Origin of the sequence: Dietzia timorensis (assembly GCF_001659785.1) — a bacterium.
Lineage (GTDB): Bacteria > Actinomycetota > Actinomycetes > Mycobacteriales > Mycobacteriaceae > Dietzia > Dietzia timorensis.
Genome location: NZ_CP015961.1, coordinates 3,371,602 through 3,397,018, shown reverse-complemented (window position 1 = coordinate 3,397,018; position 25,417 = coordinate 3,371,602). Strand labels below are relative to the sequence as shown.

Sequence of the window (25,417 nt, the reverse complement as noted above, 5' to 3'; positions counted from 1 at the left end):
GAGCGCGGTGATACCCGCGCCGGACCGCATACCTCCTGGAAGAGGAAGCGGGCCGGCGCGGGTATAACTATTTCCACGGAAAGAAAATACCTACCCGCACCACGCGAAAGGGGACCTCATTGAGCACCACCACTGGCGGCCAGGAAAAGCGCGAATTCCAGGCCGAGACCCGGCAGCTTCTGGACCTGATGATCCACTCGGTGTACTCGAACCCGGACACCTTCCTCCGCGAGCTCATCTCGAACGCCTCGGACGCGCTCGACAAGCTGCGCCTCGCCGCGCTCACAGAAGAGCTCCCCGGAGTGGACACCTCCGACCTGCACATCGAGCTCATCGCTGACGGCGGAGAGTCCGATTCCGCGCGCCGGCTGACTGTCACCGACAACGGCATCGGCATGTCGCGCGAAGAGGTTATCGACCTCATCGGCACGCTCGCCAAGTCCGGCACGGCCGCGATGCGCGAGCAGCTCGCCGCCGCCCGTGCCGCCGCGAAGGACGGGGAATTGTCCGAGCAGGCCTCGGCCGACCTCATCGGCCAGTTCGGCATCGGCTTCTACTCGACCTTCATGGTCGCCGACACCGTTACACTCGTGACCCGCAAGGCGGGCGAGGACGAGATCACGCTGTGGCGCTCGTCCGGCGAGGACACCTACGACATCGCGACGGTCCCGGTCGCCGAGGCGGCCTCGCTCGGTTTCGACGGGGAGGTCCCGATGCAGGGCACCGCGATCGCGCTCGACCTCAAGCCCACCGGCGGCGATACCGACCTCCCCGACTACGTCGCCGAGCACACCCTGCGCCGCGTGGTGCGGACGTACTCGGACTTCATCGCGTGGCCGATTCGGATGGCGGTTCCCGATAATTCCGCCGATGAGGCGGGCGAGGACTCCGGCGACGACGAGAGCGCCGACTCCGACGTCATAGATGAGGGTCCGAAGACGAAGGAGGAGACGCTCAACTCGCAGAAGGCGCTGTGGACGCGTCCCAAGTCCGAGGTGACCGACGAGGAGTACACCGAGTTCTACCGCCACGTCTCGCACGCGTGGGACGAGCCGGCCGAGACGCTGACGATCTCCGCCGAGGGCACTTTCGAGTACCAGGCGCTGCTGTTTATCCCCTCGCAGCCGCCGTTCGATTTGTTCTCCCCGGACCATCGCCGAGGCGTTCAGCTCTACGTCCGTCGAGTGTTCATCATGGATGACGCCGAAGCGCTGATCCCCCAGTACCTCCGCTTCGTCAAGGGCGTCGTCGATGCGGCAGACCTGTCCCTCAACGTCTCGCGGGAGATCCTGCAGCAGGACCGGCAGATCACGGCGATCCGCAAGCGCATCGTCCGCAAGGTGCTGCAGGCCGTCAACGCGATGCGCGAGAACGAGCGCGAGAAGTTCGACGAGTTCTGGCAGCATTTCGGCGCCGTCGTCAAGGAAGGCCTCATCGCCGACGACGCAAACCGCGAGCAGATCTTCAAGTTCACCGAACTCGAGTCGACGCGCGAGGCGGGCGAGGGCGAGAACCCGCGCACGACGCTGGCCGAGTACGTCGAGCGCATGGCCGAGGGGCAGACGGAGATCTACTACATCACCGGCGCCTCGCGTGCCGCGGTGGAGAACTCCCCGCACCTCGAGGCGTTCCGCGCGCGCGGCGTGGAGGTGCTACTGCTCACCGACCCGGTCGACGAGGTGTGGGTAGACGCGGCCACGGACTTCGAGGGCAAGCCGCTGCGCTCGATCGCGAAGGGCGATGTCGACCTCGACAAGGTCGGCACGGCGCCGGATGCGAAGTCCGAGGAAGAGGAGAAGAAGGCCGACGAGGACTTCTCGGACCTGCTCGAGTGGCTCGGCGGGGCGCTCGAGGACGAGGTCAAGCAGGTGCGTCTGTCCCACCGACTCGTCGACTCGCCCGCCTGCATGGTCGGCGACACTTTCGACATGACCCCGCAGCTCGAGCGCATGTACCGGGCGAACGGCATGGAGGTGCCCACCTCGAAGCGGATCCTCGAGCTCAACCCGAAGCATTCCGCGGTGGAGAAGCTGCGTAGCGAATTCGCGGCGACGAGCAACGAGGACCAGGCGGCACGTGCCGAGCTCGCCGAGACCGCGAAGCTGCTCGCCGGCGTCGCCGTGCTCGCCGAGGGTGGCGAACTGTCCGATCCTGCGGCATTCGCGAAGCTGCTGGCAAGCCGGCTCTAGGGCGGCAGAGTTCGGGCGAAGGCCCTGCCTCTCACTCGCGAGGGGCAGGGCCTTCTCGCATTGTGTTCGGACCTAACAATCGAGTTACATCGTGGCGAGGCGGAACCGGTTAAGGGACAATAAGTTCTGGATAACCGACGCCGAAGATTACCGTGAACGCAGATGTGAAAGGCCCGCCAATGAGTTCAGCGCCCCCGAACCTACGAAGCAATCGATTCGGGGGCCGCGGTGTCCGGTCGGTGTCTTCCCTGGCAGCGGCCGCGGTACTCGCTTTCGGCTCGTCGGCGGCGCTGGCTCCGGCCGCGATTGCCCAGGAGGCCCCCGCGGCCGAGGCTCCCGCGCAGGCGCTGAATTGGGGACCATGTCCCGAGCGCGTGACCACGCCGACCGCCGTGTGCGCGACGCTCAAGGTGCCCATGGATTACGACAATCCCGAAGGCGAGAAGATCGACATCTCCGTCGTCAAGCATCCTGCCGCGGATCCCTCGCAGCGCAGGGGCGCCCTGTTCGGTAACTCCGGCGGGCCCAACGGCGACGTGCTCTCGTACTTCGACGACGGCCTGTTCACCTGGCCGCAGGAGCTTCGCAATGAGTTCGATCTGATCGGCGTCCAGCCGCGCGGGCTTCCCGATTCGACTCCCGTGGATTGCACCGGCGCGGAACTCATCGACCCGGTTACGTCGGTGACCCATGGGGGCGGCGCACTACGCGCCGCGTGCGAACAAAACACCCCCGGCTACACCGAGCACGTCAACACCGAGAACACCGCCCGCGACTGGGAAGAGGTGCGCAAGGCTCTCGGCGAGGAGAAGATCGACATCTTCGGTCTCTCCTACGGCACGCTCCTCGGTTCGACTTACGCCTCGCTTTTCCCGGCTCAGACCGACAAGCTCGTGCTGGACTCGGGTGTGAGCCCGAACCACGTGTGGAACGGACTACTCAACGCGCAGGACCCGGGGTACAAGAAGCGCACACATGACATGTTCGAGTGGATCGCGCAGAACGACGAGACCTATCATCTCGGCGATACGGCGCTGAAGGTGTACCAGCGGTGGTCGGACCTCATTGTCGAAGAAGTCGGCGTCAACCCGTCGGTCGCCCCGCCGCCGGCTCAGGTCGGCGACGTGCCGCCGGCGTTCACCGCGCTCGCGCAGCAGTACATCGACGGCACCAACCTCACCAATCCCGCGCGGGTCCAGCTCGAGAACCTCGTCGGAACCCTGATGAACCCGGGTACCGCCCAGCAGGCGAATTCGATGGTGCTCAATCAGACCCGTAATTCGGTGCCGCAGTCGGCGTCGTGGCCTTACCTCGCCGAGGCGATCGCCGAAGGATTGGGCGCCGGCGCCGAAACGGAAGAGATTCCAGATCTCGATACCCCGATGGCGGACGCGTTGCAGCCGATCTTTATGCAGCAAATAGTCCTGTGCAACGAGAACCAGGTGCCGCCGAACCCGCTGAGCTACCCGGAATTCCTCTGGACGTCCTTCGTCTCCGGCGACGTCTACGACATGTACGGAGCGATGTACGACTCCGGCGCCGCGTGCGCGGGATTCCCGGCGACGACGAAGCTCCCGGCGCTCTCCGGCGATGCATTGGAGACGAAGCCACTGCAGCTCCAAGGCCTCGGTGACCCGCAGACTCCTTATCAGCCGGGCATGGTACTTGCGAACCAGATGCGCGCACACGTGATCACAGTCGGCGGGGGCGACCACGGCCAGTTCGCCAAGGGTAACGAGACCGTTGACTCCGCGGTGCTCGAATACCTGCGCACCGGGCACACCGGTGTGACCGAGGCGCCCGCGCCGCCGATCCCCATGCCGGAGACGTAGGTCCGACGTCATAAGGCGAAAATGCCCGGGAACCGTGGAGAGCGCGGCGCCCGGGCTTTCGCCATCCTGGGCGATGCCTTCGCTAACTCCCTACCGGCGAGTAGGGTAAGGGGTATGAACTCTCCTGCCGCGCAGAGCACCAAGCCCACCCCGACCATGCAGCTGTGGAACAAACTCTCGGCGAAGCCGCTGGGTACCCGCCTGTTCAGCCTCGGCGTCGCGCTCAAGGCGCCGTATTTCGGCACCGTTCTTCCGCACGTTGTCGAGATGCGTCCGGGCAAGGCGGTCGTCACGGCGCCGAAGTGGTGGGGGATCCAGAACCACATCGGTACCTTCCACGCGATCGCCGCGTGCAACCTCGCCGAGATGGCGATGGGGATGGTCGCCGAGGCGACCGTGCCTTCGACGCACCGGTGGCTGCCCAAGGGGATGACGACGGAGTACCTGAAGATCACCTCCGGTGGCCTGACGGCGACGGCGGAACTCGACGAGATTCCGGACTTCTCGGCCATTACCAGCGGGGTGGAGATTCCCGTGCCGGTGACCTTCTCCGACGCCGAGGGCAAGGAGTCCGTGCGCGCGACGATCACCATCTGGGTGACGCCGAAGAAGTAGGCGGGGGTCGCAGCCGGCTTTGGTCGGCGCGGCCTAGACCGTTTTGGCCGCGCGATCGGCGGCCACGCCTCCGGCGATGATCGCGACAATCTGCCCCGTGAAGGCTGTGATGGGAATCGCGGCGAGAGTGATCTCCCCGGCGCCGGAGGAGACGTCCGCGAACACGAACGTGCCGAGTGCGGCGATGATGGCAACAATGCCCGCGATGCACGCGAACACGAGATAGCGAAGTGATGCGCGGTGGCCGACCTCCCACGCCTCGTCCGAGGACAGCGTGGCCTTCGTGCGCATGCCGACAAGGCTGTTTCGGCTCAAGTCGCCCGCGTGGATCTGCGGGACCAGAATCCCAGTGACCAACGAAAGCACGGCAACGCCGACGAGGAGCGAAAGCGATCCCGTGGCGTCCATCGGCGGAGGGCTCCTTGGTGTCGGCGTGTTGGCTGCGGAGAATCGCACTGAATTGCAGTGCGGAAAAGTGGTGCGGTGTCGACTCTAATTGCTTCGCGGATTTGGGCGCGGGGAGAGTCGAAATCTTGCGATAGACAGATCTGTCTAGTATTACGGTTCTTAGAATTCGCGCAGGTGCGCGGGCGCTAGGAGTGGGACAGATGAATTACGTGAGCCTCGACGAGGATTCCGGGCGCGGCGGTGCGCTGAAGGGGGCGTTCGAGTTCCCGAACCCGGTCAACGACTATGCGGCGCGCTGCACGGCCGCGCTCGTCGTGGCGCTTGCTGTCGTGACTATCGCGAGCCCGCAACCGGTGGCGACGTGGCTCGCCGCGGTGATGGCGGTCGGGTTCGCGCTGCGTGTCGCCGGCGGGCCGCGGTACTCCCCGTTCGGCAGGCTGTCCGTGCATGTGTTGGCACCTCGGGTCGCGCGCGAGCCGAAGCTGGTGCCCGGTCCGCCGAAGCGGTTCGCCCAGACGATCGGCTTCACGTTCTCGTTTATCGCGTTCGCGCTGTTCCTCGCCGACTTCGGGCTCGCCGCGCGCATCGTGCTCGGCGCGCTCACCCTTGCCGCGCTGGCCGAGTCCGCGCTCGGTTTCTGCCTCGGCTGCTGGATATTCGCCCAGCTGCAGAAGACGGGGATCATCCCCGAGTCCGTGTGCGTCGAATGCGCGAACATCTGGAACCGACCGGCCGCATAGCGCAGCTCGACAACGGTAGAGGGGCGACGCGAAAACGGAGGGTTTCCTCAATTTCACGCTCCGCGTCGCGATTCGTCCTAGCCTGGTGGGGAACACGCCGGTGGCCCCGAAATCGCGCCACTGCGCCGTCATAAAGAAGTGATCCTTTTTTAGACCGGGAAGCGGACCAGGAGATATGAGCGAAAACCTCACCGCCAGTGCAAATTCGACTACGAAAGCCGCGGGTGCGACCCGCGTCGAGGAGGACCTCCTCGGCGAGAAGGCGGTCCCGGCGGAGGCCTATTACGGGGTGCACACGGCGCGCGCGATCGAGAATTTTCCGATCTCGAAACTGACGATCAACGACATCCCGGATTTTATTCGCGGAATGGTGCAGGTGAAGAAGGCGACCGCGCTCGCGAACCGCGACATGGGTGTGCTCACCGAGGAAAAGTGCGAGGCGATCGTGTGGGCGTGCGACCAGGTGCTCGACGAGGGGCGCTGCATGGACCAGTTCCCCTCGTGCCAGTTCCAGGGTGGGGCGGGCACCTCGATCAACATGAACACCAACGAGGTGATCGCGAACCTCGCCCTCGAGCACATGGGCGTGGAGAAGGGGCGCTACGACGTCATCAGCCCCAACGATGATGTGAATCGCTCGCAGTCGACGAACGATGCCTACCCCTCGGGGTTTCGGCTTGCACTGTGGGCCGCGCTCGAGCGCTACGAGAAGGCGCTCATCGCCCTGCGCGAGGCGTTCTACGACAAGGCCGAGGCGTTCCGCGACGTGCTCAAGATGGGCCGCACGCAGCTGCAGGACGCGGTGCCGATGTCGCTGGGCCAGGAGTTAGGGGCGTACGCCGTCAACCTCGACGAGGAGATGAGCGTGCTCGCCAGTTCGGCGAAGACGCTGCTCGCGCTCAACCTCGGGGCGACCGCTATCGGTACCGGTGTGAATACGCCGCCGCACTACCAGGAGTCGGTGATCGAGCACCTCAAAGAGGTCACGGGCCTGCCGGTCTCGGGTGCCGAGGATCTCATCGAGGCGACCCAGGACACCGGCGACTACGTGCTCGTGCACGCGGCGCTCAAGCGCACGGCGGTGAAGATCTCGAAGATCTGCAACGACCTGCGTCTGCTGTCGTCGGGGCCGCGCGCGGGGCTCAACGAGATCAATCTGCCCGAGATGCAGGCCGGTTCGTCGATCATGCCGGCGAAGGTCAACCCGGTGATCCCCGAGGTTGTCAACCAGGTGTGCTTCAAGGTCATCGGCAACGACGTCACGGTGTCGGCGGCGGCCGAGGCCGGGCAGCTGCAGCTCAACGTCATGGAGCCGGCGATCGCGCAATCGATGTTCGAGTCGATCGACCTTCTCACCAATGCCTGCTACACGCTCGCCGAGAAGTGCGTCGCCGGGATCACCGCGAACGAGGAGATCGCCCGCAACTTCGTGATGAACTCGATCGGCATCGTCACCTACCTCAACCCCATCATCGGCCACCACAACGGCGACCTCGTCGGCAAGGAGTGCGCTCGCTCGGGACGAGGGGTTCGCGAGGTCGTGCTCGAGATGGGGTTGCTCGACGAGGAAGAGCTCGACGACATCCTCTCCCCGCAGAACCTGCTCCACCCGGAGTTCAAGGGCACCCGCTACCTCGACAAGATGCGCCAGCGTAAGAACCCGGGCTCGCGATAGAGACGCACGTCACTACAGAGGTAGTGGACACAATATTGACAAATTGGGCCCTCGTGTCCAACACTTGTGGAACCGCGGCAAGGCGGTTGTGCAAGTGCGAATAGAGGGGGCCAAGTGGGCTATACACGTCGTGGACGGTTCGTCGTGCTGTCGACTGTGGGCCTGCTCGCCTCCGGGGTTGCCGGTGTCGCCACCGCGCAGAACGGGATAAATATTTCTACTGGTTCCGCGCTCGCGACGGCGAACCTCGAGGGCCTCCGCGCCACCAGCGCAGAGATCATCCCCGCTCACGGGCCCTTCGGTGACGATCAGGCACCCTCTGCGATGGTCCGCCTCGGCGACGCGACCATCGCCAATGCCTGCGTCCTGCTCAGCACTGTCGACGTGCCGATCATCGGCGAGGTTACGCTGGTCGGACACCTCGCCGGCGAGGGCGGTCTCAAGGCGCAGAACCTCGTTATCGACGCTACGGATATCTCGGGCGCGCTCACGCTCGATGGCGCGCAGATCGGCGCCGGGCTCACATCCCCGGACGAGCGGACCAATTCCGGCGGCATCGCCGTGGTCGGCAACGTGCTTGATTCCCCGACGCTCGAGGTCGACGTACTCGGGCTCACCGCAGACAAGCTCACCACTGGGGGAATCCGCCTCGAGGCACAGCGGGGGCCGGGTTCTTGTTGACGTCGAGGCGCGGGAAAATCGAGCGTCCCTGGCTTGCCATCATTCTTCTCTTTCTCGCCGGAGTGGTCGTGCTCGCGACCTTTCTGTTGCAGGATTCCTTCGCGCGGCTCGGTATCGCGCTGACGAGCTCGACCGCGCCGGGCGCGCTGCTCACCGGCATCGGGATGATCGGGTGCGCGGCATCGATGTACGCCCAGCCGAACACCCGGGTGCTTGCCGGCTGGATGGGCGGCGCGCTCGCCCTCGTGGCGCTTCCGGCCGCCAATTTCGGCGGCTTCGTCGTCGGCACAGTCCTTGGCGTCCTCGGGGCCGCCGCTGCGCTGTCCTGGTCGGAAGGCGACCGCAATTCTGCGAAAGTCCGCCGTCAACCTGCGGCGGAGCCGAAAGTGGAGATGAAGGGACCCGAAGAAATCCCGCACTGAGGTGTGTCGAACGCAAAGTCTCGGTATGGTTACAGAGCGTGAAATAACGGCGTTACCAAACCACACAGATAATTGGGGACTTAGTTAGATGACACACGGCACAACGAATACGCCCGACGGGCATGCGAAGACTTCGACCAAGGCTGCAAGCGGCGCGCGTCGCCCGCTCGGACGCATGGTCGCGGGAACGGTCGCGGCCGCGACCCCGCTACTCATGGTCACGCCCACCGCCGATGCGCAGGGCTCTGCGGATTTGGCGCTTCCGGATCCACAGCAGATCCAGCGCGATATTCACGACCAGGTCGTCACGGCCGTCCTCAACGCGCTCGGCGGCATGCCATCCATTCCGGGGATTGGCCGCCCGGCGGATATCGCCGCCAACATCGCCGCAGGTTCGGGCGGCGTGCCGGTGTCGGTCCCGGGTACCGGGGGAGGCCACGCCACCGACCCGGCGGCCATGTCCCGCTCGGTGTTCGACGCGACCAACAACTACCGGACCCAGCGTGGGCTGCGTCCGCTCGCCTGGAACCAGCACGCGGCAGATGTCGCAAGTGCGCACGCCGCGCACCTGTCGCGGGTCGGAGGGGTCGCGCACAACCAGGGCGCGCTCGATCAGGGCATGGGCGAGAACATTGCCGCCAGCTCCGATCCGTGCGACGCGGCCTGCTTCGTTCGCCTGTGGGAGAACTCGCCCGGACACAAGATCAATCTCGAGGACCCCGCATACCGCGGCCTCGGAGTCGGTGTCGCAGTGAATAACGGACGCGTGTGGGTCGTGCAGGACTTCACCTACTAACCCGACGCGCAGGGTGAAACCCGTAGTCAGCCCTGGGGAATGGCCTTTGCACGGGCTAAAATAACATTTAGCTACGAATTCACTAACGGTTCGTTATCGGTACGCCTAAAACGCTTCCTAGGGGCGTTTACATTGCCGATCCTGGGTGGAGGCGCCGGCCGACATCCCGGCGGGTAGCAAGAGTTCTCGCCCCACCCGGGCAGTGGTTTCGCTGCCCGGGTCGGCGCAGACGACCTACAGACGACCACTCTGCCCGTCGGAGTTCCGGGGTGCTGCGACCTAGGACGCTCATGCTCGAAAAGCTTGCGAATAAACTGCGGCTGAAAACGGACCCGGCAGTATTCTTCGTTTCCGTCGCCGCGATCATCGCGTTCGTGGCGACCACATTTTTCTTCGGGGACTGGGTCGATTCCGTTTTCGATACCGCGTCGAATTGGATCATGACCTACCTGGGGTGGTTCTACATCTCCGGTGTCACGATCTTCCTCATTTTTCTCATCTGGATCGGTATCAGCCGGTTCGGGCACGTGCGACTCGGCAGTGACGACGAGCGGCCGGAACACTCCACGCCCGCATGGTTCGCCATGCTCTTCGCCGCCGGGATCGGCTCGATCCTCATGTTCTGGGGTGTGGCCGAACCGGTCTCGCACTTCGCGACCCCGCCGCGCGGGAATGTCGAGCCGGGAACGCCGTCCGCGGCGCAGGAAGCGCTCGGATTCACGCTGTACCACTTCGGTCTCCATACGTGGACCATTTTCGCGTTGCCGTCGCTGGCTTTCGCATACTTCATCTACAAGCGGAAAATGCCGCCGCGAGTGTCGTCGATCTTCTCCCCGATTCTGGGTTCGAAGGTCTATGGGCCAATCGGCAAGACGATCGACGTTGTCGCGCTGGTGGGCACCGTGTTCGGTGTCGCTACCTCGGTGGGCCTGGGCACGATCCAGATCAATGCGGGCCTGTCCGACCTCCTGGGGATCCCGGAGGAGTCCTGGATCCAGGTGCTCATCATCGTCGTGGTCAGCACTTTGGCCTGTATATCCGTCGGCCTCGGACTGGAAAAGGGAATCAAGGTTCTGTCGAACCTCAACATCGCCATGGCGATCGGCCTGCTCATCTTCATCGTTGCGGCCGGGCCGACCTTGTTCTTGCTCAAGTCGACCACGGAGGCCTTCGGCACGTATGCGTCGATGCTCCCCGAGCTCGCCTTCTGGAATAACGCCTTCCCCGCCAACGACGACCTCGCCGACTGGCAGAATACGTGGACCGTCTTCTACTGGGCGTGGACCATCACGTGGTCGCCGTTCGTGGGCATTTTCATCGCGAAGATCTCGCGGGGCCGCACGGTTCGCGAGTTCGTCTTCGGTGTCCTCGCGCTTCCCGTGGGTTTCTCGATTCTGTGGTTCGGCATCTTCGGCAACGCCTCGTTCGATATCGAGCTCAACCAGGGCGGAGGCCTGGTGTCCAGGGTTGTCGACGACGGCGATATCCCAGGCGCGCTGTTCGCGTTCCTCAGCCACTATCCGGCCGCGACGCTGATCTCGGGCCTGGCCGTTCTCCTGGTGGTCATCTTCTTCACGACGTCGGTCGACTCGGCCGCGCTCGTCGTCGACATGATGGCGTCGGGGCGCGACGATCTCTCGCCCGCGTACCAGCGCATCACCTGGGGCGCGCTCATGGGTTTGACGACCATCTCGCTCCTCGCGTTCACCGGCGAAGGCGGTCTCGAAACCCTGCAGAAGGTGATCACGGTCGTCGGCCTGCCCTTCTTCATCATGGGTTACGTCATGATGTTCTCGTTGACGAAGGGCATCCGGGATGACCTCGGCGACCGCAACCCCGTCGTCACGAGGCAATGGGAACGCGCCTACACACCCGAGGAGTGGGAGGAGAACGAGCACGGTCCGACTCCCGAACCGATCGGCGCGACGAACTACATCCCACCGGAAGAGGACGACGACGAGGCCCACACCGAGGCCAAGTTCAACTCGTTCTTCGGTATCGACGAGGACGAACAGGGCGAAGCGTCCGGACCGGGCAGCGGCCCGGGTTCGGAATCCGTCTCCGCGCGCGCAGGTGATGGGGAAGGAGCAGGGGGTACGTCCGGCGAAAAGAGTTAGGCGGCTACCCTCGTCTTGCGCAAAATAGACAGATCTGTCTACATTGAGGTTCGTCAAGAACCTAAGTGGAGCCTGCGTAAGGAGTAATGGATGCACCCGGCGTCAGATAGCCCCAGTGGAGCGGGCGACTAACTGACGCCGGGTGCATTCCTTTCTCTGCGGCACTCTCCGCGCCGTAGAAGGGGTGTGCGTTGCGTACATTGATCGTCTTCCTGCTCGTCGGGTTCGGTGCACAGCTCGTCGACGGCTCGTTGGGCATGGCCTATGGAATCACCGCGACGACGATGGCGCTCATCGCAGGCGCGTCCGCAGCGCAGGCAAGCTTCGCCGTGAACCTGGCGCAGGTGGGGACGACCTTCGCGGCGGGCGTGAGTCACTGGAAGTTCAACAACGTCGACTGGAAAATCGTCGCGAAGCTCGGTATCCCCGGCACCGTCGGCGCTTTCGTCGGCGCGACACTACTGTCGAATATCTCGACCGAGGCCGCGCAGCCGATCATGACCACAATCCTGCTCGTGCTCGGCTTCTATCTGCTGTTCCGCTTCGGTCTCGGGCTCGGCAAGCCGCCCGTGCTCAACATCGCCGAGGAAAAGCAGCACTCCGGCGGCTTCCTCGCCCCGGTCGGCACCCTCGGGGGATTCCTGTCGGCCACGGGCGGCGGCGGTTGGGGGCCTCTGACGGTCACCACGCTGATGACGACGGGCAAGACCACCCCCCGCCGCGTCATCGGTTCGGTGTCCGCATCGGAGTTCCTCGTGTCCATCGCGGCATCGTTGGGTTTCCTATTCGGGATGGGTGACCAGCTGCGCGAAATGGGCCTCATCGTCCTCGGTCTCCTCATTGGCGGCGTAATCGCCGCGCCGTTCGCCGCGTGGCTTGTGGCAAGGGTAAATGCCGTAGTTCTCGGCACCTTCGTCGGTGGGCTGCTCGTCTTCCTCAACTTGCTGCGGATGTCGCAGACGATGGAGGTCAACCCGACTCTGATCGGGGTTCTGCAGGTCGCGATCGTCGTCGTCACCGTAGTGCTCGGCTTGCGTGCGTGGAAACGGATACGTGCGGCACGCGACGAAGGGGCAAGGGTAGAGGTGGCAGACCCCGAAGCCGACATCGACGCCAAATACGCTCATTTCGGTGCCGCGGAACGTTCCGCCGGCGACAGGGGCAGCGGCGAGAAGTGAGGCTCGCGATGTGAGAGGTTCGGCCGAAAGCTAAGGGAAACGCGCCTGGTGAGGGCGTTGGCCGAATTGGCTGAAGGGTTCGGTTCAAGGTGAATCGAACGTTGGACCGAATAGACAGATCTGTCTAGATTTGGTGAACGTCCGTCCCGCCGAAGCGGGGTGCAACGGATTTCACACTCCAACGGAAAGTCGCCGAAGACATGAGAACCTTGATCGTCTTTATCCTCGTCGGGCTGGGGGCCCAACTCGTCGACGGGGCCCTGGGCATGGCCTTCGGCGTGACGGCGACGACGCTGTTGCTGTTCTCCGGCATCGCCGCCGCGCAAGCGAGCTTCGCCGTGCACCTCGCGGAGGTCGGCACCACTCTCGCCAGCGGGCTGAGCCACTGGAAGTTCCAGAACGTCGATTGGAAGATCGTCGTACGCCTCGGCGTGCCCGGCGCCATCGGTGCGTTCGCCGGTGCCACCTTTCTCTCCCGGCTGTCCACGGAATCGGCAACCCCGTGGACCACGGCGATCCTCCTTGTCATCGGTGTCTACCTGCTGATCCGCTTCGGTTTCGGTCTCGGCAAGGCGCCTGCCCTCGCGCTGGATCAGGAGCAGCGGCAGAAGACGGGCTTTCTCGTGCCCCTCGGCGTGGTCGGCGGATTTGTCGACGCCTCCGGCGGTGGCGGCTGGGGTCCGATCACGACCTCTACGCTGTTGTCTTCCGGCAAGACCACCCCGCGCCGTGTCATCGGTTCGGTCTCCGCCTCCGAGTTTCTCGTCTCTCTCGCCGCGTCGATCGGCTTCCTTCTCGGCCTTTCCGACCAGCTCGCCGAGATGGGCTGGATCGTCCTCGGGCTTCTGGCCGGTGGCGTGCTCGCCGCTCCGATCGCCGCGTGGCTGGTCACCCGCATCAGCCCGATCGTGCTCGGCACGTTCGTCGGCGGCTTGCTCGTGATCACCAACCTGTTCAAGTTCTCCGACATCTTCGAGGTCCACGGCGCGATTGTGGGCATCGTTCTTGCCGCCGTCGCCGTGCTCACCGTGGTGCTCGGGGTGGGGGCGTGGCGCCGCACCCGCGCGGACGGGAAGGGTTCCTCGGCCGATGCGGGGGGATCGGGGGTAGCTGATGCGTCCACCATTCCCGAGCCAGCCCTGACCGAGAAATAAGACCAGAACTCACGAACTGGACAAACGTCCACCTGCAAAAACGCCCGTTGCTGAGAAATTAACAACGGGCGTTTTTATGTTTTTGCAGGTAGTGAGCGTCATTACGTTTCGACACCGGGTGTTTGCGCAGCGGACTTCCGCGCATTAGCGTCCTGGACATCCATTCAGCTGGCCCCGAAATCCGTGGGGCCGCGAACGATGATGCACGAAGGAGCGCGAAATGATCGCAGCGAGAGCAACGGTGGCAGCGTCCACTGTTACCCGCGTCGTCGGTTTCGGCCGTCGAGCCTCCAGGACCACATTCGCCGTTTTCATCGACCAGACGATGGGTCGACTGCTCGACACCGACCCCCGCCAGGCGAAATTCGGCTGAGCGTCTGAATAAACCGGCCCCTCACTGCCCGCGCGGGCAGTGAGGGGCCGGTTTCGGTTCCAGCGGAAGCCGGTCAGCTCTCGCTCACCGCGTGTGACTGCCCGGCGATATCGCGGAGCACATCGGCGAGCGAGGTGATTCCCTCGATCTCGCCCGTCTCCGGATTACACACCGACGCCACGTGCGTCAGGTCGCGGCGCATCCGCTCCATCACCTCGCGCAGTGGGGTATCCGCGTCGAAGGCGCCCATGCGGCGGATTTCCGTAGCGGGAATGGCCTCGGCGAGGTCATGCCCCTCCAGCAGATCCTTCACGTGCACGTAGCCGACGAACTCCTCGTCGTGTCCCCGCACCGGTAGCCGCGAGAAGCCGGACTCCACGCACGTGCGGTGCACCCGCGCGACCGTGTCGGTGCCCGGCACGGACACCACCCGATCCAGCGGGGTCATCGCATCGCTGGCCACGCGGGACTGGAACTCGATCGCTCCCGTGATGAGCGCCGTCTCGTCCTGGTCGAGCGAGCCGGTCTCGTTCGAGCGGTGCACTGCCGCGCGCAACTGTTCGACGGTGAACGTCGACCCCGCGTCGTCGGTCGGTGTCTCGCGCAGTACGTGCCGAACGAAGGCGTTGGCCGAGGTGTTCATCAGCCACACGACCGGGCGGAACACGATCGTAATCACCCGCAGAAGCGGGCCGAGCAGCAGCGCCGCGGGTCCCGGCCGCGCGATCGACATGCTCTTCGGCACCATCTCGCCGAACACCATGTGCAGAAACGTCACGATGAGAAGCGCGATGACGAGCGCGATCGGGTGCAGCAGCCCCGACGGCACTCCCCATGACTCCAGCGGCCCCTCGATGAGGTGCGCGAGCGCCGGCTCACCGACGGCACCGATGAGCAGCGAGCACGCGGTGATTCCCAGCTGCGTCGTCGCCAGCGAGTTCGACAGCTCATCGATCGAGCGCAGCGACATACGCGCGAATGTACTGCCGTTCGCCGCCGCCGGCTCGACGTGGTCGCGGCGAGCGGCCACCATGGCGAACTCGGCCGCGACGAAGTAGGCGTTGCCCACCAACAACAGGACGAGCACGCCCAGTGCGGTCATGTCACTCATCGCCCGGCCTCCTCACTCGCGTCGCGCGCTGGCGCACCGTGTATGACGTCGGAGTCCGTATTTTCCGAGGCGCCCGCGTTCTCGCGGTCCTCGGCAAGGCGGCCTCCGGCGTCATCGGAATCTTCTTGGGGGACGGTGGTGACGGACAGGCTCTCGACACGGTTGTTGGCGACCTCCTCGACCTCGAGGCGCACGCGCGCGGGGGTCGGCAGGTCGTCGGAATCGCGGTTGGCGGTGTCGAAGGTGTCGACGACCACCACGTCCCCGACGCGCGGGAGGCGGTCGAGGCGCTCGGACAGCAGCCCGGTGAGCGTCGCGGTCTCGTCCGGATCGGGCAGATCCATGTCGAGGATCCCGCCGAGCTCGTCGGGCCGCAGCAGTCCGGAGACGACGATCGCGCCGTCGGGACGTTCGGTGTGCATCGTGGTGCGCTGGTCCTGCTCGTCGTCGATCTCGCCGACGAGTTCCTCGAGGAGATCCTCGAGGGTGACGATTCCGGCGGTGCCGCCGTACTCGTCGACGACGACCGCCATTTCCCATTCCGATTCGCGCAGCACGCGCATGAGCGGGTCGAGAGTCATCGACTCGGAAACGATGGGGACCTGGCGGGCGAGCGATTCCACGGAGGTGTCCTCGCGTGCGGACGGATCGAGTTCGAGCGCCTGCCGGTAGTGCACGATGCCGCGGATGTCGTCGACGTCGTCGCCGATCACGGGGAAGCGGGCGTGGCCGGTCGTCGCGGTCAGGTGCAGCAGCTCGGCCGCGCTGGCCGAGTCGACGAAGGTCACCAGCGGACGTGGGAGCATCGCGTCGGCCGCGGTGCGGTTACCGAATTCGAGGGTCTGCGCGACGAGCTCCGCAGTATGTGAGTCGAGCGCGCCGACGCGGCTGGAACGGTTGACCGAGCTGAGCAGCTCGGCGCCGCTGCGCGTGTTCGGCGGCTCCTCACTCGGGTTGAATCCGAACGCCCGCAGTACGGCGTTGGCGGTCGAATTGAGCAGCCACACGAGCCAGCCGAAGGTCCACATGAAGATCGCCTGCGGGATCACGGAGATCCGCACGACCTTCATGGACGCGGCAAGCGCCCAGTTCTTCGGGATGAGCTCGCCGAACACCATCTGGGTGAATGTTGCGATGATGAATGCCGCGGTGGTGGCGATGCCGACCGAAGCGGCGCGTGGAACGCCGGTCCAGCCGAGGAATTCGGTGAGGAGCGCGCCGATGCCGGGGCTGGCGATGAAGCCGGCGATAAGGCTGGTGACGGTGATGCCGAGCTGCGCACCGGACAGGTTGGTCGAGGTCTTCTTGAGCGAACGCTCGGCGACGAGGGCGATCTTGTCGCCATTCGCGGCGGCGGATCGGACGGCCTCGCGGTCGACGGTGAGGAAGGAGAATTCCACCGCGACGAAGAGCGCGTTGGCCGCGACCAGGAGAAGAAATGCCAGGAGCAGAATCCAGGCAGTAAGCAAAATGGGCCTTTCTCGCGACGTGCGAAAATGAAAGCGCTGCGCCGGTTGCGCGCGCGTGTGGGATGAAGTTGTAAGAATTCTTTATAGCAGATGTACTAGGTCGCCGTCGCCTTCGCATTTGCGCCGGGGAGGCTATAGTGCCAGGAAGACGGCGTTTACAGGAGAAGGTGAGAAGCTTGAGTCAGAATCCCTTTGGTCGCGTGGTCACCGCCATGGTTACCCCGATGCACGACGATGGGTCGATCGATTTCGATTCGCTCACCAAGCTCGCGCATCATCTCGCGGACAATGGACACGACGGCCTGCTGGTCAACGGCACGACCGGCGAGTCGGCGACCACCACCGACGACGAGGATTACGACTGCGTCGAGGCCGTTGTCAAGGCCGTCGGCGACAGGGTCAAGGTCATGGCCGGCTGCGGCACGAACGACACCGAGCACTCCGCCCGCGCGGCTCGGGAGATGGCCGCCCGCGGGGCGCACAGCCTCCTCGTCGTCACTCCGTATTACAACAAGCCGACCCAGGCCGGGATCATCGAACACTTCCGCCAGATCGCCGAGGCGGGCGGCGGCCTGCCGGTCATGGCCTATGACATCCCGGGGCGCACCGGGACCGCGCTCACCTCGGACACGATCCGCGAACTAGCGAAAATCGAGGCGGTCAAGGCGGTCAAGGACGCCAAGGGCGACCTCTTCGAGGCGACCCGCCTGCAGTCGGAGACGGACCTCTTGTGGTACTCCGGCGAGGACGAACTCAACCTCGCGCACCTCGCGCAGGGCGCATCGGGCGTGGTGTCGGTGGTCGGGCACCTGGCCGGGAACCAGTACCGCGAGATGATCGACGCGATCGACTCCGGAAACCTGTCGCAGGCGCGCGATATCCACCGCCGTCTCGTGCCGCTGGTCGACGCCATCATGCACACCTCGCAAGGGGCGATCCAGGTCAAGGCGGCGCTGAAGATGCAGGGGGTCATCGAATCGGACCATCTGCGCATGCCGTTGTTGCAGGGCCCTTCGTCCCATAAGGACAGAATCTCGGCGGCGCTGGAGGCGGCAGGGCTATGACCGGCAAGCGGGGGCTCCGCTCCTACAACGGGCATCGGCTGGTGCTGGCCGGGAGCGGAGTTCTCACGCGCGAATCCCGGCTTGGATTCGACGTCGATGCCGAGGGGCTCGACGGTACACGCTGGACATTCCGCTGTGCGTACCGCGGGCGCCGCCTCTACCTCGCCTACGACGAGTACGGGCAGGTCGTAGGCGAGTTCTCCCGGCCGCTGCTCTTCGGCCGCACCAGTTCGCTCACCTGGTACGGCACCGACTTCGATTTCACGCCGTCCTCGCTTCTGCGCAAGGATTGGTCGTTGTATGACGGCGGGGAAACCGAAATCCTCTCGGTCCACGCGCATTCGATGATCGGCAAACACAAGGTGTCGCTTCAGCGCACGGATGCGCCCGTCGGTGCACAGAACCCGAACGGTCTCGAGCTCTTCTGCTCCTGGCTCGCGACGCGCTTCTCCCTCGAGCGCATCCGCCTCGCCGGCGCGTAGCCGACCAGCCGCGCCCGGTGGCGCTACTGCACCTCGCCGAGCCGCTTCTTCTCCTGCACGGCCTCGCGCCCGCGCAGCATCTGGTTCGTGATCGCCATGAGTGGCCGTTCCTTGCCGAACAGCTGGAAGGCCCACGAAGCCGCGACGAGGAAGCGGTTCGAGAAGCCGACGAGCCCCATGAGGTGCACCCACAGCCACATCGCCCACCCGACGATTCCGTAGACGCGGACCTTGCCGAACAGGTCCGCCACCGCGGAATACTTGGCGACGGTGGCCATCGAGCCAAGATCGGAGTAGACGAACGGCTCCCTTTCAGACACCGTCTCCTCGCCGTCAATCAGCGCCGCGATGCGCCTACCGGCATACTCGCCGCCTTGGATGGCGCCTTGGGCGAGGCCGGGAACGCCCTCGACCGCGGCCATGTCGCCGACACAGAAGACCTCGGGATGTCCGGGAAGGGTGAGGTCCGGCTGCACGTGCACGCGGCCGGCGCGGTCGACCTCGGCGCCCGAGGCCTCGGCGACGTGCCGTGCCAGCGGGGACGCCTCGACCCCGGCGCCCCAGACCTTGCAGGACGCGGGGATCTTGCGCGTCTCGCCGGTCTTCTTCTCCTTGACCGTGACGACGTGGCGATCGATGTCGACCACTCGCGTCTCGGACATCACCTCGACGCCGAGTTTGTTCAGAGTCTTGCGGGCGTGTTTGCCCAGTTGCGGACCGAAGGAGGAGAGCACTTCCTTGCCCGAGTCGACGAGGATCACGCGCGCGTCGGCGGGGTTGATGTTGCGATAGGCGCCTACGAACGTCTCATTCGCGAGCTCGCCGATCTGGCCGGCCATCTCCACGCCGGTCGGGCCGCCGCCGACGACCACGAAGGTGAGCAGCCGCCGCCGCTCCACCGGATCGGTGCACGTCTCGGCGCGTTCGAAGGCGTTGACGATGCGGCTGCGGATCTCGAGGGCATGGTCGATGGTCTTGAGCCCGGGAGCGAACTGCGCGAAATGCTCATTGCCGAAATACGACTGGTTTGCGCCGGCGGCGATGATGAGCGAATCGTAGGACAGCGGAATCTGGATCTGACCGCCATCGATGCCGGGCGATTCGAGCATGAGCGAACGCGACTCGAGATCGATGTGGGTCACCACGCCGAGCAGGGGACGCGCGTTCTTCTGCTTTTCCAGCACCATTCGCGTGAGCGGGGCGATCTGTCCGACCGAGAGCATGCCCGTGGCCACCTGGTAGAGCAGCGGCTGGAACAGGTGGTAGCCCACTGCGGACACCATCGTCACGTCGACATCGGCATCGGCGAGGGACTGCACCGCCGAAAGCCCGCCGAAGCCGGAGCCCACGACGACCACATGGTGCCTTCCGGTGGGGGCATTCGAATGAGGGGAATCCGTGGGCATCGGTCCTTCTTTCGCGCCTTGGGGGCTTGTCGGTCGCACGTGATGTTACTGGCGAGGGGCCTGCTGCGCGCGCCAAGCCGGTCATATCGAGGGGTTCGTCCTGCATACGAGGAAAATTCTCACCACTGCCATGCTGCATTCGAGTCCCACTTGTGACACAATCGTTACGTTCATTGGCGCGCGTGGTTGCGCGCACGGCTAAATCACTTATGGAGTACGCATGAGCCTGGATCGCCGATCCTTCCTTCGCCGCACGGGCATCGGGGCCGCAGCAGCGGGTGCCGTCGCCGCGGGCCTGGCGCCGTCCGCCAACGCGCAGTCCTCGGTTCCGGGTCTGCCGGAGCTCTCCGGGCTCCTTCCGGGTGGCGGTCCCATCACCAACGCCGGGTCCAGCCCGCAGCTCGGTACGATCATCGACTACTCGGCGGGCGTCCCGTCCGCCGGCGCCGTGCGCGGAGCGGGCCACATGGGCGCCATCCGCTACTGCTCGAATCGCCGTCCCGGCGCCGAGTGGATGCTGGGCAAGCCGCTCGCTCGCCCCGAGGCAGATGACTTCCGCGCCAACGGCCTGACGGTGACGTCGTGCTACCAGTACGGCAAGGACGCCACCGCGGACTGGCGCGGCGGCGAAGGCGCAGCCAACCACCACGCCCCCATCGGCATCGGCATCCACTACGGTGCGGGCGGACCCGCTGGTTCCGCCATGTACGTCGCCATCGACGACAACCCCAGCCGCTGGGAATTCGACAACCAGATCGCGCCATACCTGCGCCGCTGGGACCAGCTGCTTCGCGGCGCGGGCCTGGTGCTCGGCGTGTACTGCAACGCCCCGACGATCGACTGGTGCCGCGGGCAGAATCTCGGCACCTACTACTGGCAGCACGGCTGGGGCTCGAACGGCATCATCCACCCGCTCGCCACGATGTACCAGATCCCCGGGCATTACCCGAACATCGGCGGGATTTCCTCCGACGTCAACCGCGTGTACTCGGTCAACTATGGCCAGTGGGGCACCAGCGGGGGCTTCTCCCTCCCGCCGCTGCCGCAGCTTCCGGAGCTGCCGGACTTGGGATCTGTTCAGGGATAGTTATATTGCCATAAGATACGTTGCAGCCGCCTCTTAGTTCGACTTCCTAACCGTCGGGCGGCCGAACGAGGAGTATCTCTATGGCGCTTCGCCCGTCCCCGTCCACCTTTTTTCGCGCACTGACGTGCGCCGTTATCGCCCCGGCGCTGGTCTTCACGGCCGCACCCGCCGGGGCGCAGGTGTCTGATTCACTGGATCAGCTCCAGGGCTCGCTGTCGGGCGAGGACGGATTCACCGCGTCGGTGTCGGATTCGCTCGGTTCGGCGGGGCCGGACACCTCTACCCAGATCCTCGGCTCCTCTGGCCATCCGCTGTTTGCCGGCTCGACCGGCATCGGCTCGATCGCCGCGGTCGGTATCTCCCCGGCGATCCTCGGGCCGGAAGCCGGGAAGATGCCCGATTCGGATCCTTCTCTCGCGGACGACGATATCCACGTGGTCCGGCAGATCGACCGCAACGAGGCGCTCGACGGGAACTACGGCGACCCGGTGATCCAGGGCTCGATCGACAAGCTGCGCAGCGATGAGCGCTACGAGCAGTGGGAGATCGCCTATGGCCCTATGAAGCGCAAGATCAAGGTCGAGGTGTACCGGGCGGCGGGAGGCGGCGAGGCGCCGAACCTGTACCTTCTCGACGGCGTCGGCGCGTCCGATCCGAGCGGCTTCGCCCAGCGCGGGGTTTTCGACACGTTCAAGGACGCGGGCGTCAACGTCATCGTCCCGACCCAGGGGCCGGGCGCCATGTGGGCGGACTGGGAACAGGAGGACGACGCCCTCGGTATCAACAAGTGGGAAACATTCATCACCCAGGATCTTCCCAAGGTACTCGCCGGCGACGAGATCGACCTGAAACACAGTGGAAAGACCGGCATCGGCGGCGTGTCCATGGGTGCTTCCGCTGCGATGTCGATGGCCGCACGTCACCCCGGGAAATACGACGCGGTTGCCGGCATCTCCGGCTGCTACGAGACCAAGGGGCTGGGCAAGATCCTCGCCGATTTCACCGTCGCCTCGCGTTCGGGCGACATCGACAACATGTGGGGCGAGTACCCGAACGAGACGTGGGAGGCACACGACCCCACGATCAATTCCGACAAACTGCGGGGGACGAAGGTTTTCTTCTCCTCGGCCACGGGGGCGGCGGCCCCGAACGAGCTCGCCACCTACGACTACAACCCGCTGCACTACACCCAGGGGCTCTTTCTCGAGCAGGCGGTCAACGTCTGCACCAACCGATTCCACCGCGCGCTCGACCGCGAGGACATCGACCACGAGTTCACGCTGGTCCCGCAGGGCATGCACAACTGGTGGACGTTCGCGGGGCAGATGCCGGCGGCCTGGGAGTCGATCCGCGGAACTCTCGGGGCATAGATTCACGCTGATCTGAAGTATTGTGGGCGAAGTGACTAGCACGCATCACGACGCCAACGCCTCTGCATCCGTGTGCACCGCCGACCCGTCGACGGCCACCCGGGTGTGGGACCAGCTGTCCGAAGACGCCCGTATGTCCAGGGACGAGCCGCTCGTTGCGGGGCTCGTTCTCGACCTGATCGACGGGTGCGACACCTTCGCGGAGTCGCTCGCGAGACTGGCCGCGGCGAGGATCGCGACGCCGGAGATCCCCCGCCACGTCCTCACCAAGGAGATCCACGCGGTGCTCGCAGCGCACCCGCCGCTCATGGACGCGGTCGCGGCGGACCTGCAGGTCTCGTTCGAGCGTAACCCCGCGTACCCGAACCACCTCGTGCCGTACCTCTTCGCCAAGGGGTTTCTCGGTTTCCAGATCCACCGGGTCGCGCACGAGATGTGGAACGCCGGCCGCGTGATGGCCGCCTCGTTCCTCCAATCCCGGGTGTCCGAGGTATTCGCCATGGACATCCATCCGGCCGCGCGCGTCGGGTCGGGGATCCTGGCCGATCACGCCACGGGCATCGTTATCGGCGAGACCGCCGTCATGGGTGATTGTGTGTCGATTCTCCAGGGCGTGACTCTCGGCGGAACAGGTAAGGAGGACGGCGACCGCCACCCCAAGGTGGGCAATGGTGTGCTGCTGTCCGCGGGCAGCAACATCATCGGCAACATCTCGATCGGCGACAACGCGAAGGTCGCTGCCGGCTCGGTCGTGCTTTTCGACGTGCCCCCGTTTACGACGGTCGCCGGGGTGCCCGCGAAGGTCGTACGGGTGGGCGAGCCCGACGTCATTCCTGCCGAGGACATGGACCAGAGCATCGCGAGGTGAGCGACGTGGCGACGAGGTCGATAGCGCTCCGCTCGGGGGCGCAGATGCCGATGCTCGGGCTCGGCACGTACAAGCTGGGCGCCGAGGGCTCGGATTCGCTCGCCGCGGACCGCGCCGCGCTCGAAACGGCGCTTGAACTGGGCTATCGCCATATCGACACCGCCACCGCGTACCACAACGAGCCCTTCCTCGGCGGCGTGCTGGACGGGTCCGGGGTCGACCGCGCGGAGCTTTTCCTCACGTCCAAGCTGCGCAACGCCGACCACGCCGAGGGTGAGTGGCGCGGCGCGCTGGAGCGCTCCCTCGAGGCGCTGCGCACCGACTATCTCGACCTGTACATGATCCACTGGCCGCTACCGGATCACGACCTGTATCTTTCTGCCTACGCAGAACTCGCCCGCGCTCGGGACGAAGGACTTATTCGTGACGTCGGTGTGGCGAATTTCCTCGCCCCTCACCTTGATCGCCTCGTGTCGGAGACCGGGGAGGCGCCGGCCGTCGATCAGATCGAGTTCCACCCCTCGTGGCACAACCCGGACACCGTCGCCAGCTGCGCGGAGCTCGGCGTGGCAGTGGAGGCGTACTCGCCCTTGTCGCGGGGAGCGGATTTCGGCGCGGAGCCCGTGGCCGCGGCGGCCTCCGCGCATGGCGTTCCCGCCTCGCAGGTGGTGCTCGCCTGGGCATTGCAGCAGGGGGTGTCGGTGATTCCCAAGTCTGCGAATCCCGAGCGGCTCGCGGAGAACTTCGCAGTCGCCGACACCACTCCGCCGTTCGAGCTTTCTGCCGAGGAAATCGCGGCGATCTCCGCGCTGGAGGGCCAGAACCAGATCGGACACGACCCGAACACCTACGCCGGGATGCAGCGGTAGGAGTACGAGCCGCCGAGCGGCCGGAACGAACGTCGACGAACAAGAAGAAGCGGCCCACCTTCTCGGTGGGCCGCTTCTTGGATATCGGGTGTGCTACTTGAGCGAGGCGATGGCCGAATCGTAGTCCGGCTCCTCGGTGATCTCGGGAACGAGCTGGCTGTGGACGACCGTGCCGTCCTCGTCGTAGACCACGACGGCACGAGCGTTGAGTCCGGCCATCGGGCCGTCGACGAGCGAGGTGCCGTAATCGGTGCCGAACGAGGAGCGGAACGTCGAGCCCGTACGCACGTTCTCGATGCCTTCGGCGCCACAGAAACGAGCGGCTGCGAACGGGAGGTCCGCGGAGACGCAGACGACCTCGGTGTTGTCGAGACCGGCGGCGAGCTCGTTGAACTTGCGCACCGAGGCCGCGCAGACGCCTGTGTCCACGGACGGGAAGATGTTGAGCACGACGCGCTTGCCGGAGAGGTCCGAGCTGTACAGAACCGACAGGTCAGAGCCCACGAGCTCGAAAGCGGGAGCAGCGGTTCCGCTGGCCGGGAGGTCGCCGACGGTGTTGACGGGATTGCCCTTGAGTGCAGTAGTAGCCATACCTTCGTTGTACCCGAAACAAGGAGGCGGTGTCGCAGCTCACCCACGAATTATTAAGAATCGGCGACAAGTTGGTCACAAAACGATTGGCAGCGGCGATGTAGCCAGGTAGCGTGGCGCACGCGTATAGACAACTCTAGTCACATTTGTCACAGCCGGGGATTGCGCCGCCCCGGATATCGGAAGGCTTGCTGTCCATGGTCAACATCTCCGAGACCCGCCCTTCGCGGCGGCGTCCCCTGCTCCGTGCCGCTGCGGCCACCGTTGCCGCCGCCGGCATGGTCTTCACCGGCGCGACGACGGCGACTGCGCAGTCGCTGGAAATGCCCTCGGACAACGCCCTATTCAACGGCGGCCTCTCCCTGGCGTGCCAATACGCGCCCGCGGACATGCTCGAACGGTGTGGTCAATACGAGCACTTCAGTTCGGACAGTCCGGCCGTCCTCAGCGTCAACCCGTTCACCACGTACATCGTGGTGCTCGGCGCCGGCCTCTACGAGGACGGATCGATTCGTCCGGTCCTCGAGCAGCGCCTGCAGGCCGCGCTGCGGCTCGCCAACCAGTACCCGACCGCGCCGATCATCGTCACCGGCGGCGTGCCGCAGAATGGTGTCACCGAGGCGCGCGCGATGAACGACTGGCTCGTGGGCGCCGGTGTGTTCCCGGGCCGGATCACCCAGGAGGATCGCTCGGGGAGCACCGTGCAGAACGCGCAATTCTCCAATCGAATCCTCGAAGAGCGCGGTGCCACCGCGGCCGTTGTTGTCACCAACGACTTCCACCTGAACCGCGGCGTGCTCAACTTCCGCCAGGCAGTGGGCGGCAGGATCCCCATCACCGGCGTCGTCGCCTAAAGCCCTCTTGGGGGCAATGCGCGGGTTCTCGGGCATAGATGTGAGTTGCCTCACTATAATTGCCGG

At 65.3% G+C, this 25,417-nt stretch carries 24 protein-coding genes; 19 read left to right on the top strand and 5 right to left on the bottom strand.

Going from position 1 to position 25,417, the window contains the following annotated elements:
- The first annotated feature begins 119 nt into the window (after window positions 1-119).
- From htpG to BJL86_RS15645, 3 genes are all read left to right on the top strand, one after another.
- Window positions 120-2,189 (top strand): molecular chaperone HtpG, encoded by a 2,070-nt coding sequence (gene htpG, locus BJL86_RS15655; RefSeq protein WP_075845095.1) that lies wholly within the window; start codon window positions 120-122, stop codon window positions 2,187-2,189.
- Between the two features lie 239 nt (window positions 2,190-2,428).
- Window positions 2,429-4,021, top strand: a complete 1,593-nt coding sequence (locus tag BJL86_RS15650; RefSeq protein WP_231887361.1) for an alpha/beta fold hydrolase — start codon at window positions 2,429-2,431, stop codon at window positions 4,019-4,021.
- Between the two features lie 114 nt (window positions 4,022-4,135).
- Window positions 4,136-4,636 carry a hotdog fold domain-containing protein gene (locus BJL86_RS15645; protein WP_067478867.1) on the top strand — a complete coding sequence of 167 codons (501 nt, stop codon included), beginning with the start codon at window positions 4,136-4,138 and terminating at the stop codon, window positions 4,634-4,636.
- 33 nt (window positions 4,637-4,669) lie between these two features.
- Here BJL86_RS15645 and BJL86_RS15640 read toward each other — a convergent pair whose 3' ends face one another.
- The gene (locus BJL86_RS15640) at window positions 4,670-5,044 is read right to left on the bottom strand and encodes an SdpI family protein (protein WP_067478864.1); all 375 of its coding nucleotides are present in this window, start codon (window positions 5,042-5,044) and stop codon (window positions 4,670-4,672) included.
- A 200-nt stretch (window positions 5,045-5,244) separates the two neighbouring features.
- Between BJL86_RS15640 and BJL86_RS15635 the strand changes: the two genes are divergently transcribed.
- The 9 genes from BJL86_RS15635 to BJL86_RS17315 all read left to right on the top strand — a co-directional run bounded on the left by BJL86_RS15635 (window position 5,245) and on the right by BJL86_RS17315 (window position 14,180).
- Entirely contained in the window at window positions 5,245-5,784 is a 540-nt protein-coding gene (locus tag BJL86_RS15635; protein WP_067478859.1) for a DUF4395 domain-containing protein, read from the top strand.
- A gap of 175 nt (window positions 5,785-5,959) precedes the next feature.
- Complete coding sequence (gene aspA / locus BJL86_RS15630; protein WP_067478856.1) at window positions 5,960-7,459, top strand: aspartate ammonia-lyase; 1,500 nt, start codon at window positions 5,960-5,962, stop codon at window positions 7,457-7,459.
- Window positions 7,460-7,573: 114 nt separating this feature from the next.
- On the top strand, window positions 7,574-8,140 hold the full coding sequence (locus BJL86_RS15625) for a DUF6230 family protein (RefSeq protein WP_067478853.1): 567 nt from the start codon (window positions 7,574-7,576) through the stop codon (window positions 8,138-8,140).
- On the top strand, window positions 8,137-8,562 hold the full coding sequence (locus BJL86_RS15620; protein WP_067478850.1) for a DUF6114 domain-containing protein: 426 nt from the start codon (window positions 8,137-8,139) through the stop codon (window positions 8,560-8,562). Before BJL86_RS15625 ends, BJL86_RS15620 begins: the two co-directional genes overlap by 4 nt.
- An 88-nt stretch (window positions 8,563-8,650) precedes the next feature.
- Window positions 8,651-9,358, top strand: coding sequence for a CAP domain-containing protein (locus BJL86_RS15615; protein ID WP_067478847.1), 708 nt, complete (start codon window positions 8,651-8,653; stop codon window positions 9,356-9,358).
- A 290-nt stretch (window positions 9,359-9,648) separates the two neighbouring features.
- Entirely contained in the window at window positions 9,649-11,475 is a 1,827-nt protein-coding gene (locus tag BJL86_RS15610) for a BCCT family transporter (RefSeq protein ID WP_082908773.1), read from the top strand.
- A 191-nt stretch (window positions 11,476-11,666) separates the two neighbouring features.
- A complete protein-coding gene (locus BJL86_RS15605; RefSeq protein WP_067478844.1) occupies window positions 11,667-12,653 on the top strand; it encodes a sulfite exporter TauE/SafE family protein in 987 nt (328 codons plus the stop codon).
- A gap of 200 nt (window positions 12,654-12,853) precedes the next feature.
- Entirely contained in the window at window positions 12,854-13,807 is a 954-nt protein-coding gene (locus tag BJL86_RS15600; protein WP_067478841.1) for a sulfite exporter TauE/SafE family protein, read from the top strand.
- A 220-nt stretch (window positions 13,808-14,027) separates the two neighbouring features.
- Window positions 14,028-14,180, top strand: a complete 153-nt coding sequence (locus BJL86_RS17315; RefSeq protein WP_156515491.1) for a hypothetical protein — start codon at window positions 14,028-14,030, stop codon at window positions 14,178-14,180.
- A gap of 73 nt (window positions 14,181-14,253) precedes the next feature.
- Here BJL86_RS17315 and BJL86_RS15595 read toward each other — a convergent pair whose 3' ends face one another.
- Together BJL86_RS15595 and BJL86_RS15590 are read right to left on the bottom strand one after the other, a co-directional pair.
- The gene (locus tag BJL86_RS15595; RefSeq protein ID WP_067478838.1) at window positions 14,254-15,291 is read right to left on the bottom strand and encodes a hemolysin family protein; all 1,038 of its coding nucleotides are present in this window, start codon (window positions 15,289-15,291) and stop codon (window positions 14,254-14,256) included.
- Window positions 15,288-16,760 (bottom strand): hemolysin family protein, encoded by a 1,473-nt coding sequence (locus tag BJL86_RS15590; RefSeq protein ID WP_067478835.1) that lies wholly within the window; start codon window positions 16,758-16,760, stop codon window positions 15,288-15,290. Before BJL86_RS15590 ends, BJL86_RS15595 begins: the two co-directional genes overlap by 4 nt.
- A 167-nt stretch (window positions 16,761-16,927) precedes the next feature.
- Between BJL86_RS15590 and dapA the strand changes: the two genes are divergently transcribed.
- Together dapA and BJL86_RS15580 are read left to right on the top strand one after the other, a co-directional pair.
- The gene (gene dapA / locus BJL86_RS15585; RefSeq protein ID WP_231887360.1) at window positions 16,928-17,824 is read left to right on the top strand and encodes a 4-hydroxy-tetrahydrodipicolinate synthase; all 897 of its coding nucleotides are present in this window, start codon (window positions 16,928-16,930) and stop codon (window positions 17,822-17,824) included.
- Window positions 17,821-18,306 (top strand): hypothetical protein, encoded by a 486-nt coding sequence (locus tag BJL86_RS15580; RefSeq protein WP_067478829.1) that lies wholly within the window; start codon window positions 17,821-17,823, stop codon window positions 18,304-18,306. Before dapA ends, BJL86_RS15580 begins: the two co-directional genes overlap by 4 nt.
- A 23-nt stretch (window positions 18,307-18,329) precedes the next feature.
- Here the strand turns inward: BJL86_RS15580 and BJL86_RS15575 are convergent, their stop codons facing one another.
- Window positions 18,330-19,712, bottom strand: a complete 1,383-nt coding sequence (locus tag BJL86_RS15575; RefSeq protein WP_067478826.1) for an NAD(P)/FAD-dependent oxidoreductase — start codon at window positions 19,710-19,712, stop codon at window positions 18,330-18,332.
- A 220-nt stretch (window positions 19,713-19,932) separates the two neighbouring features.
- On the opposite strand from BJL86_RS15575, the gene BJL86_RS15570 reads away from it, so the two are divergent.
- The 4 genes from BJL86_RS15570 (at window position 19,933) to BJL86_RS15555 (ending at window position 23,906) form a co-directional block, all read left to right on the top strand.
- A complete protein-coding gene (locus tag BJL86_RS15570; RefSeq protein WP_067478822.1) occupies window positions 19,933-20,799 on the top strand; it encodes a DUF1906 domain-containing protein in 867 nt (288 codons plus the stop codon).
- An 80-nt stretch (window positions 20,800-20,879) separates the two neighbouring features.
- Entirely contained in the window at window positions 20,880-22,169 is a 1,290-nt protein-coding gene (locus BJL86_RS15565; protein WP_067478819.1) for an alpha/beta hydrolase-fold protein, read from the top strand.
- A gap of 31 nt (window positions 22,170-22,200) precedes the next feature.
- Window positions 22,201-23,037, top strand: a complete 837-nt coding sequence (locus BJL86_RS15560) for a serine acetyltransferase domain-containing protein (protein WP_231887358.1) — start codon at window positions 22,201-22,203, stop codon at window positions 23,035-23,037.
- Entirely contained in the window at window positions 23,034-23,906 is an 873-nt protein-coding gene (locus BJL86_RS15555) for an aldo/keto reductase (protein ID WP_083657658.1), read from the top strand. The genes BJL86_RS15560 and BJL86_RS15555 overlap by 4 nt, the downstream gene beginning before the upstream one ends.
- A 93-nt stretch (window positions 23,907-23,999) precedes the next feature.
- On the opposite strand, the gene tpx is transcribed toward BJL86_RS15555, so the two are convergent.
- Complete coding sequence (gene tpx / locus BJL86_RS15550; protein WP_067478813.1) at window positions 24,000-24,497, bottom strand: thiol peroxidase; 498 nt, start codon at window positions 24,495-24,497, stop codon at window positions 24,000-24,002.
- 197 nt (window positions 24,498-24,694) lie between these two features.
- Between tpx and BJL86_RS15545 the strand changes: the two genes are divergently transcribed.
- Window positions 24,695-25,351, top strand: a complete 657-nt coding sequence (locus BJL86_RS15545) for a YdcF family protein (protein ID WP_067478810.1) — start codon at window positions 24,695-24,697, stop codon at window positions 25,349-25,351.
- Window positions 25,352-25,417: the final 66 nt, after the last annotated feature.

Coding starts and splice junctions, on each gene's coding strand:
- aspA (WP_067478856.1), top strand. CDS start 5,960: ATGAGCGAAAACCTCACCGCCAGTGCAAATTCGACTACGAAAGCCGCG.
- BJL86_RS15610 (WP_082908773.1), top strand. CDS start 9,649: ATGCTCGAAAAGCTTGCGAATAAACTGCGGCTGAAAACGGACCCGGCA.
- BJL86_RS17315 (WP_156515491.1), top strand. CDS start 14,028: ATGATCGCAGCGAGAGCAACGGTGGCAGCGTCCACTGTTACCCGCGTC.
- BJL86_RS15575 (WP_067478826.1), bottom strand. CDS start 19,712: ATGCCCACGGATTCCCCTCATTCGAATGCCCCCACCGGAAGGCACCAT.
- BJL86_RS15645 (WP_067478867.1), top strand. CDS start 4,136: ATGAACTCTCCTGCCGCGCAGAGCACCAAGCCCACCCCGACCATGCAG.
- BJL86_RS15570 (WP_067478822.1), top strand. CDS start 19,933: ATGAGCCTGGATCGCCGATCCTTCCTTCGCCGCACGGGCATCGGGGCC.
- BJL86_RS15545 (WP_067478810.1), top strand. CDS start 24,695: ATGGTCAACATCTCCGAGACCCGCCCTTCGCGGCGGCGTCCCCTGCTC.
- BJL86_RS15615 (WP_067478847.1), top strand. CDS start 8,651: ATGACACACGGCACAACGAATACGCCCGACGGGCATGCGAAGACTTCG.
- tpx (WP_067478813.1), bottom strand. CDS start 24,497: ATGGCTACTACTGCACTCAAGGGCAATCCCGTCAACACCGTCGGCGAC.
- BJL86_RS15565 (WP_067478819.1), top strand. CDS start 20,880: ATGGCGCTTCGCCCGTCCCCGTCCACCTTTTTTCGCGCACTGACGTGC.
- BJL86_RS15640 (WP_067478864.1), bottom strand. CDS start 5,044: ATGGACGCCACGGGATCGCTTTCGCTCCTCGTCGGCGTTGCCGTGCTT.
- BJL86_RS15600 (WP_067478841.1), top strand. CDS start 12,854: ATGAGAACCTTGATCGTCTTTATCCTCGTCGGGCTGGGGGCCCAACTC.
- BJL86_RS15635 (WP_067478859.1), top strand. CDS start 5,245: ATGAATTACGTGAGCCTCGACGAGGATTCCGGGCGCGGCGGTGCGCTG.
- BJL86_RS15580 (WP_067478829.1), top strand. CDS start 17,821: ATGACCGGCAAGCGGGGGCTCCGCTCCTACAACGGGCATCGGCTGGTG.
- BJL86_RS15595 (WP_067478838.1), bottom strand. CDS start 15,291: ATGAGTGACATGACCGCACTGGGCGTGCTCGTCCTGTTGTTGGTGGGC.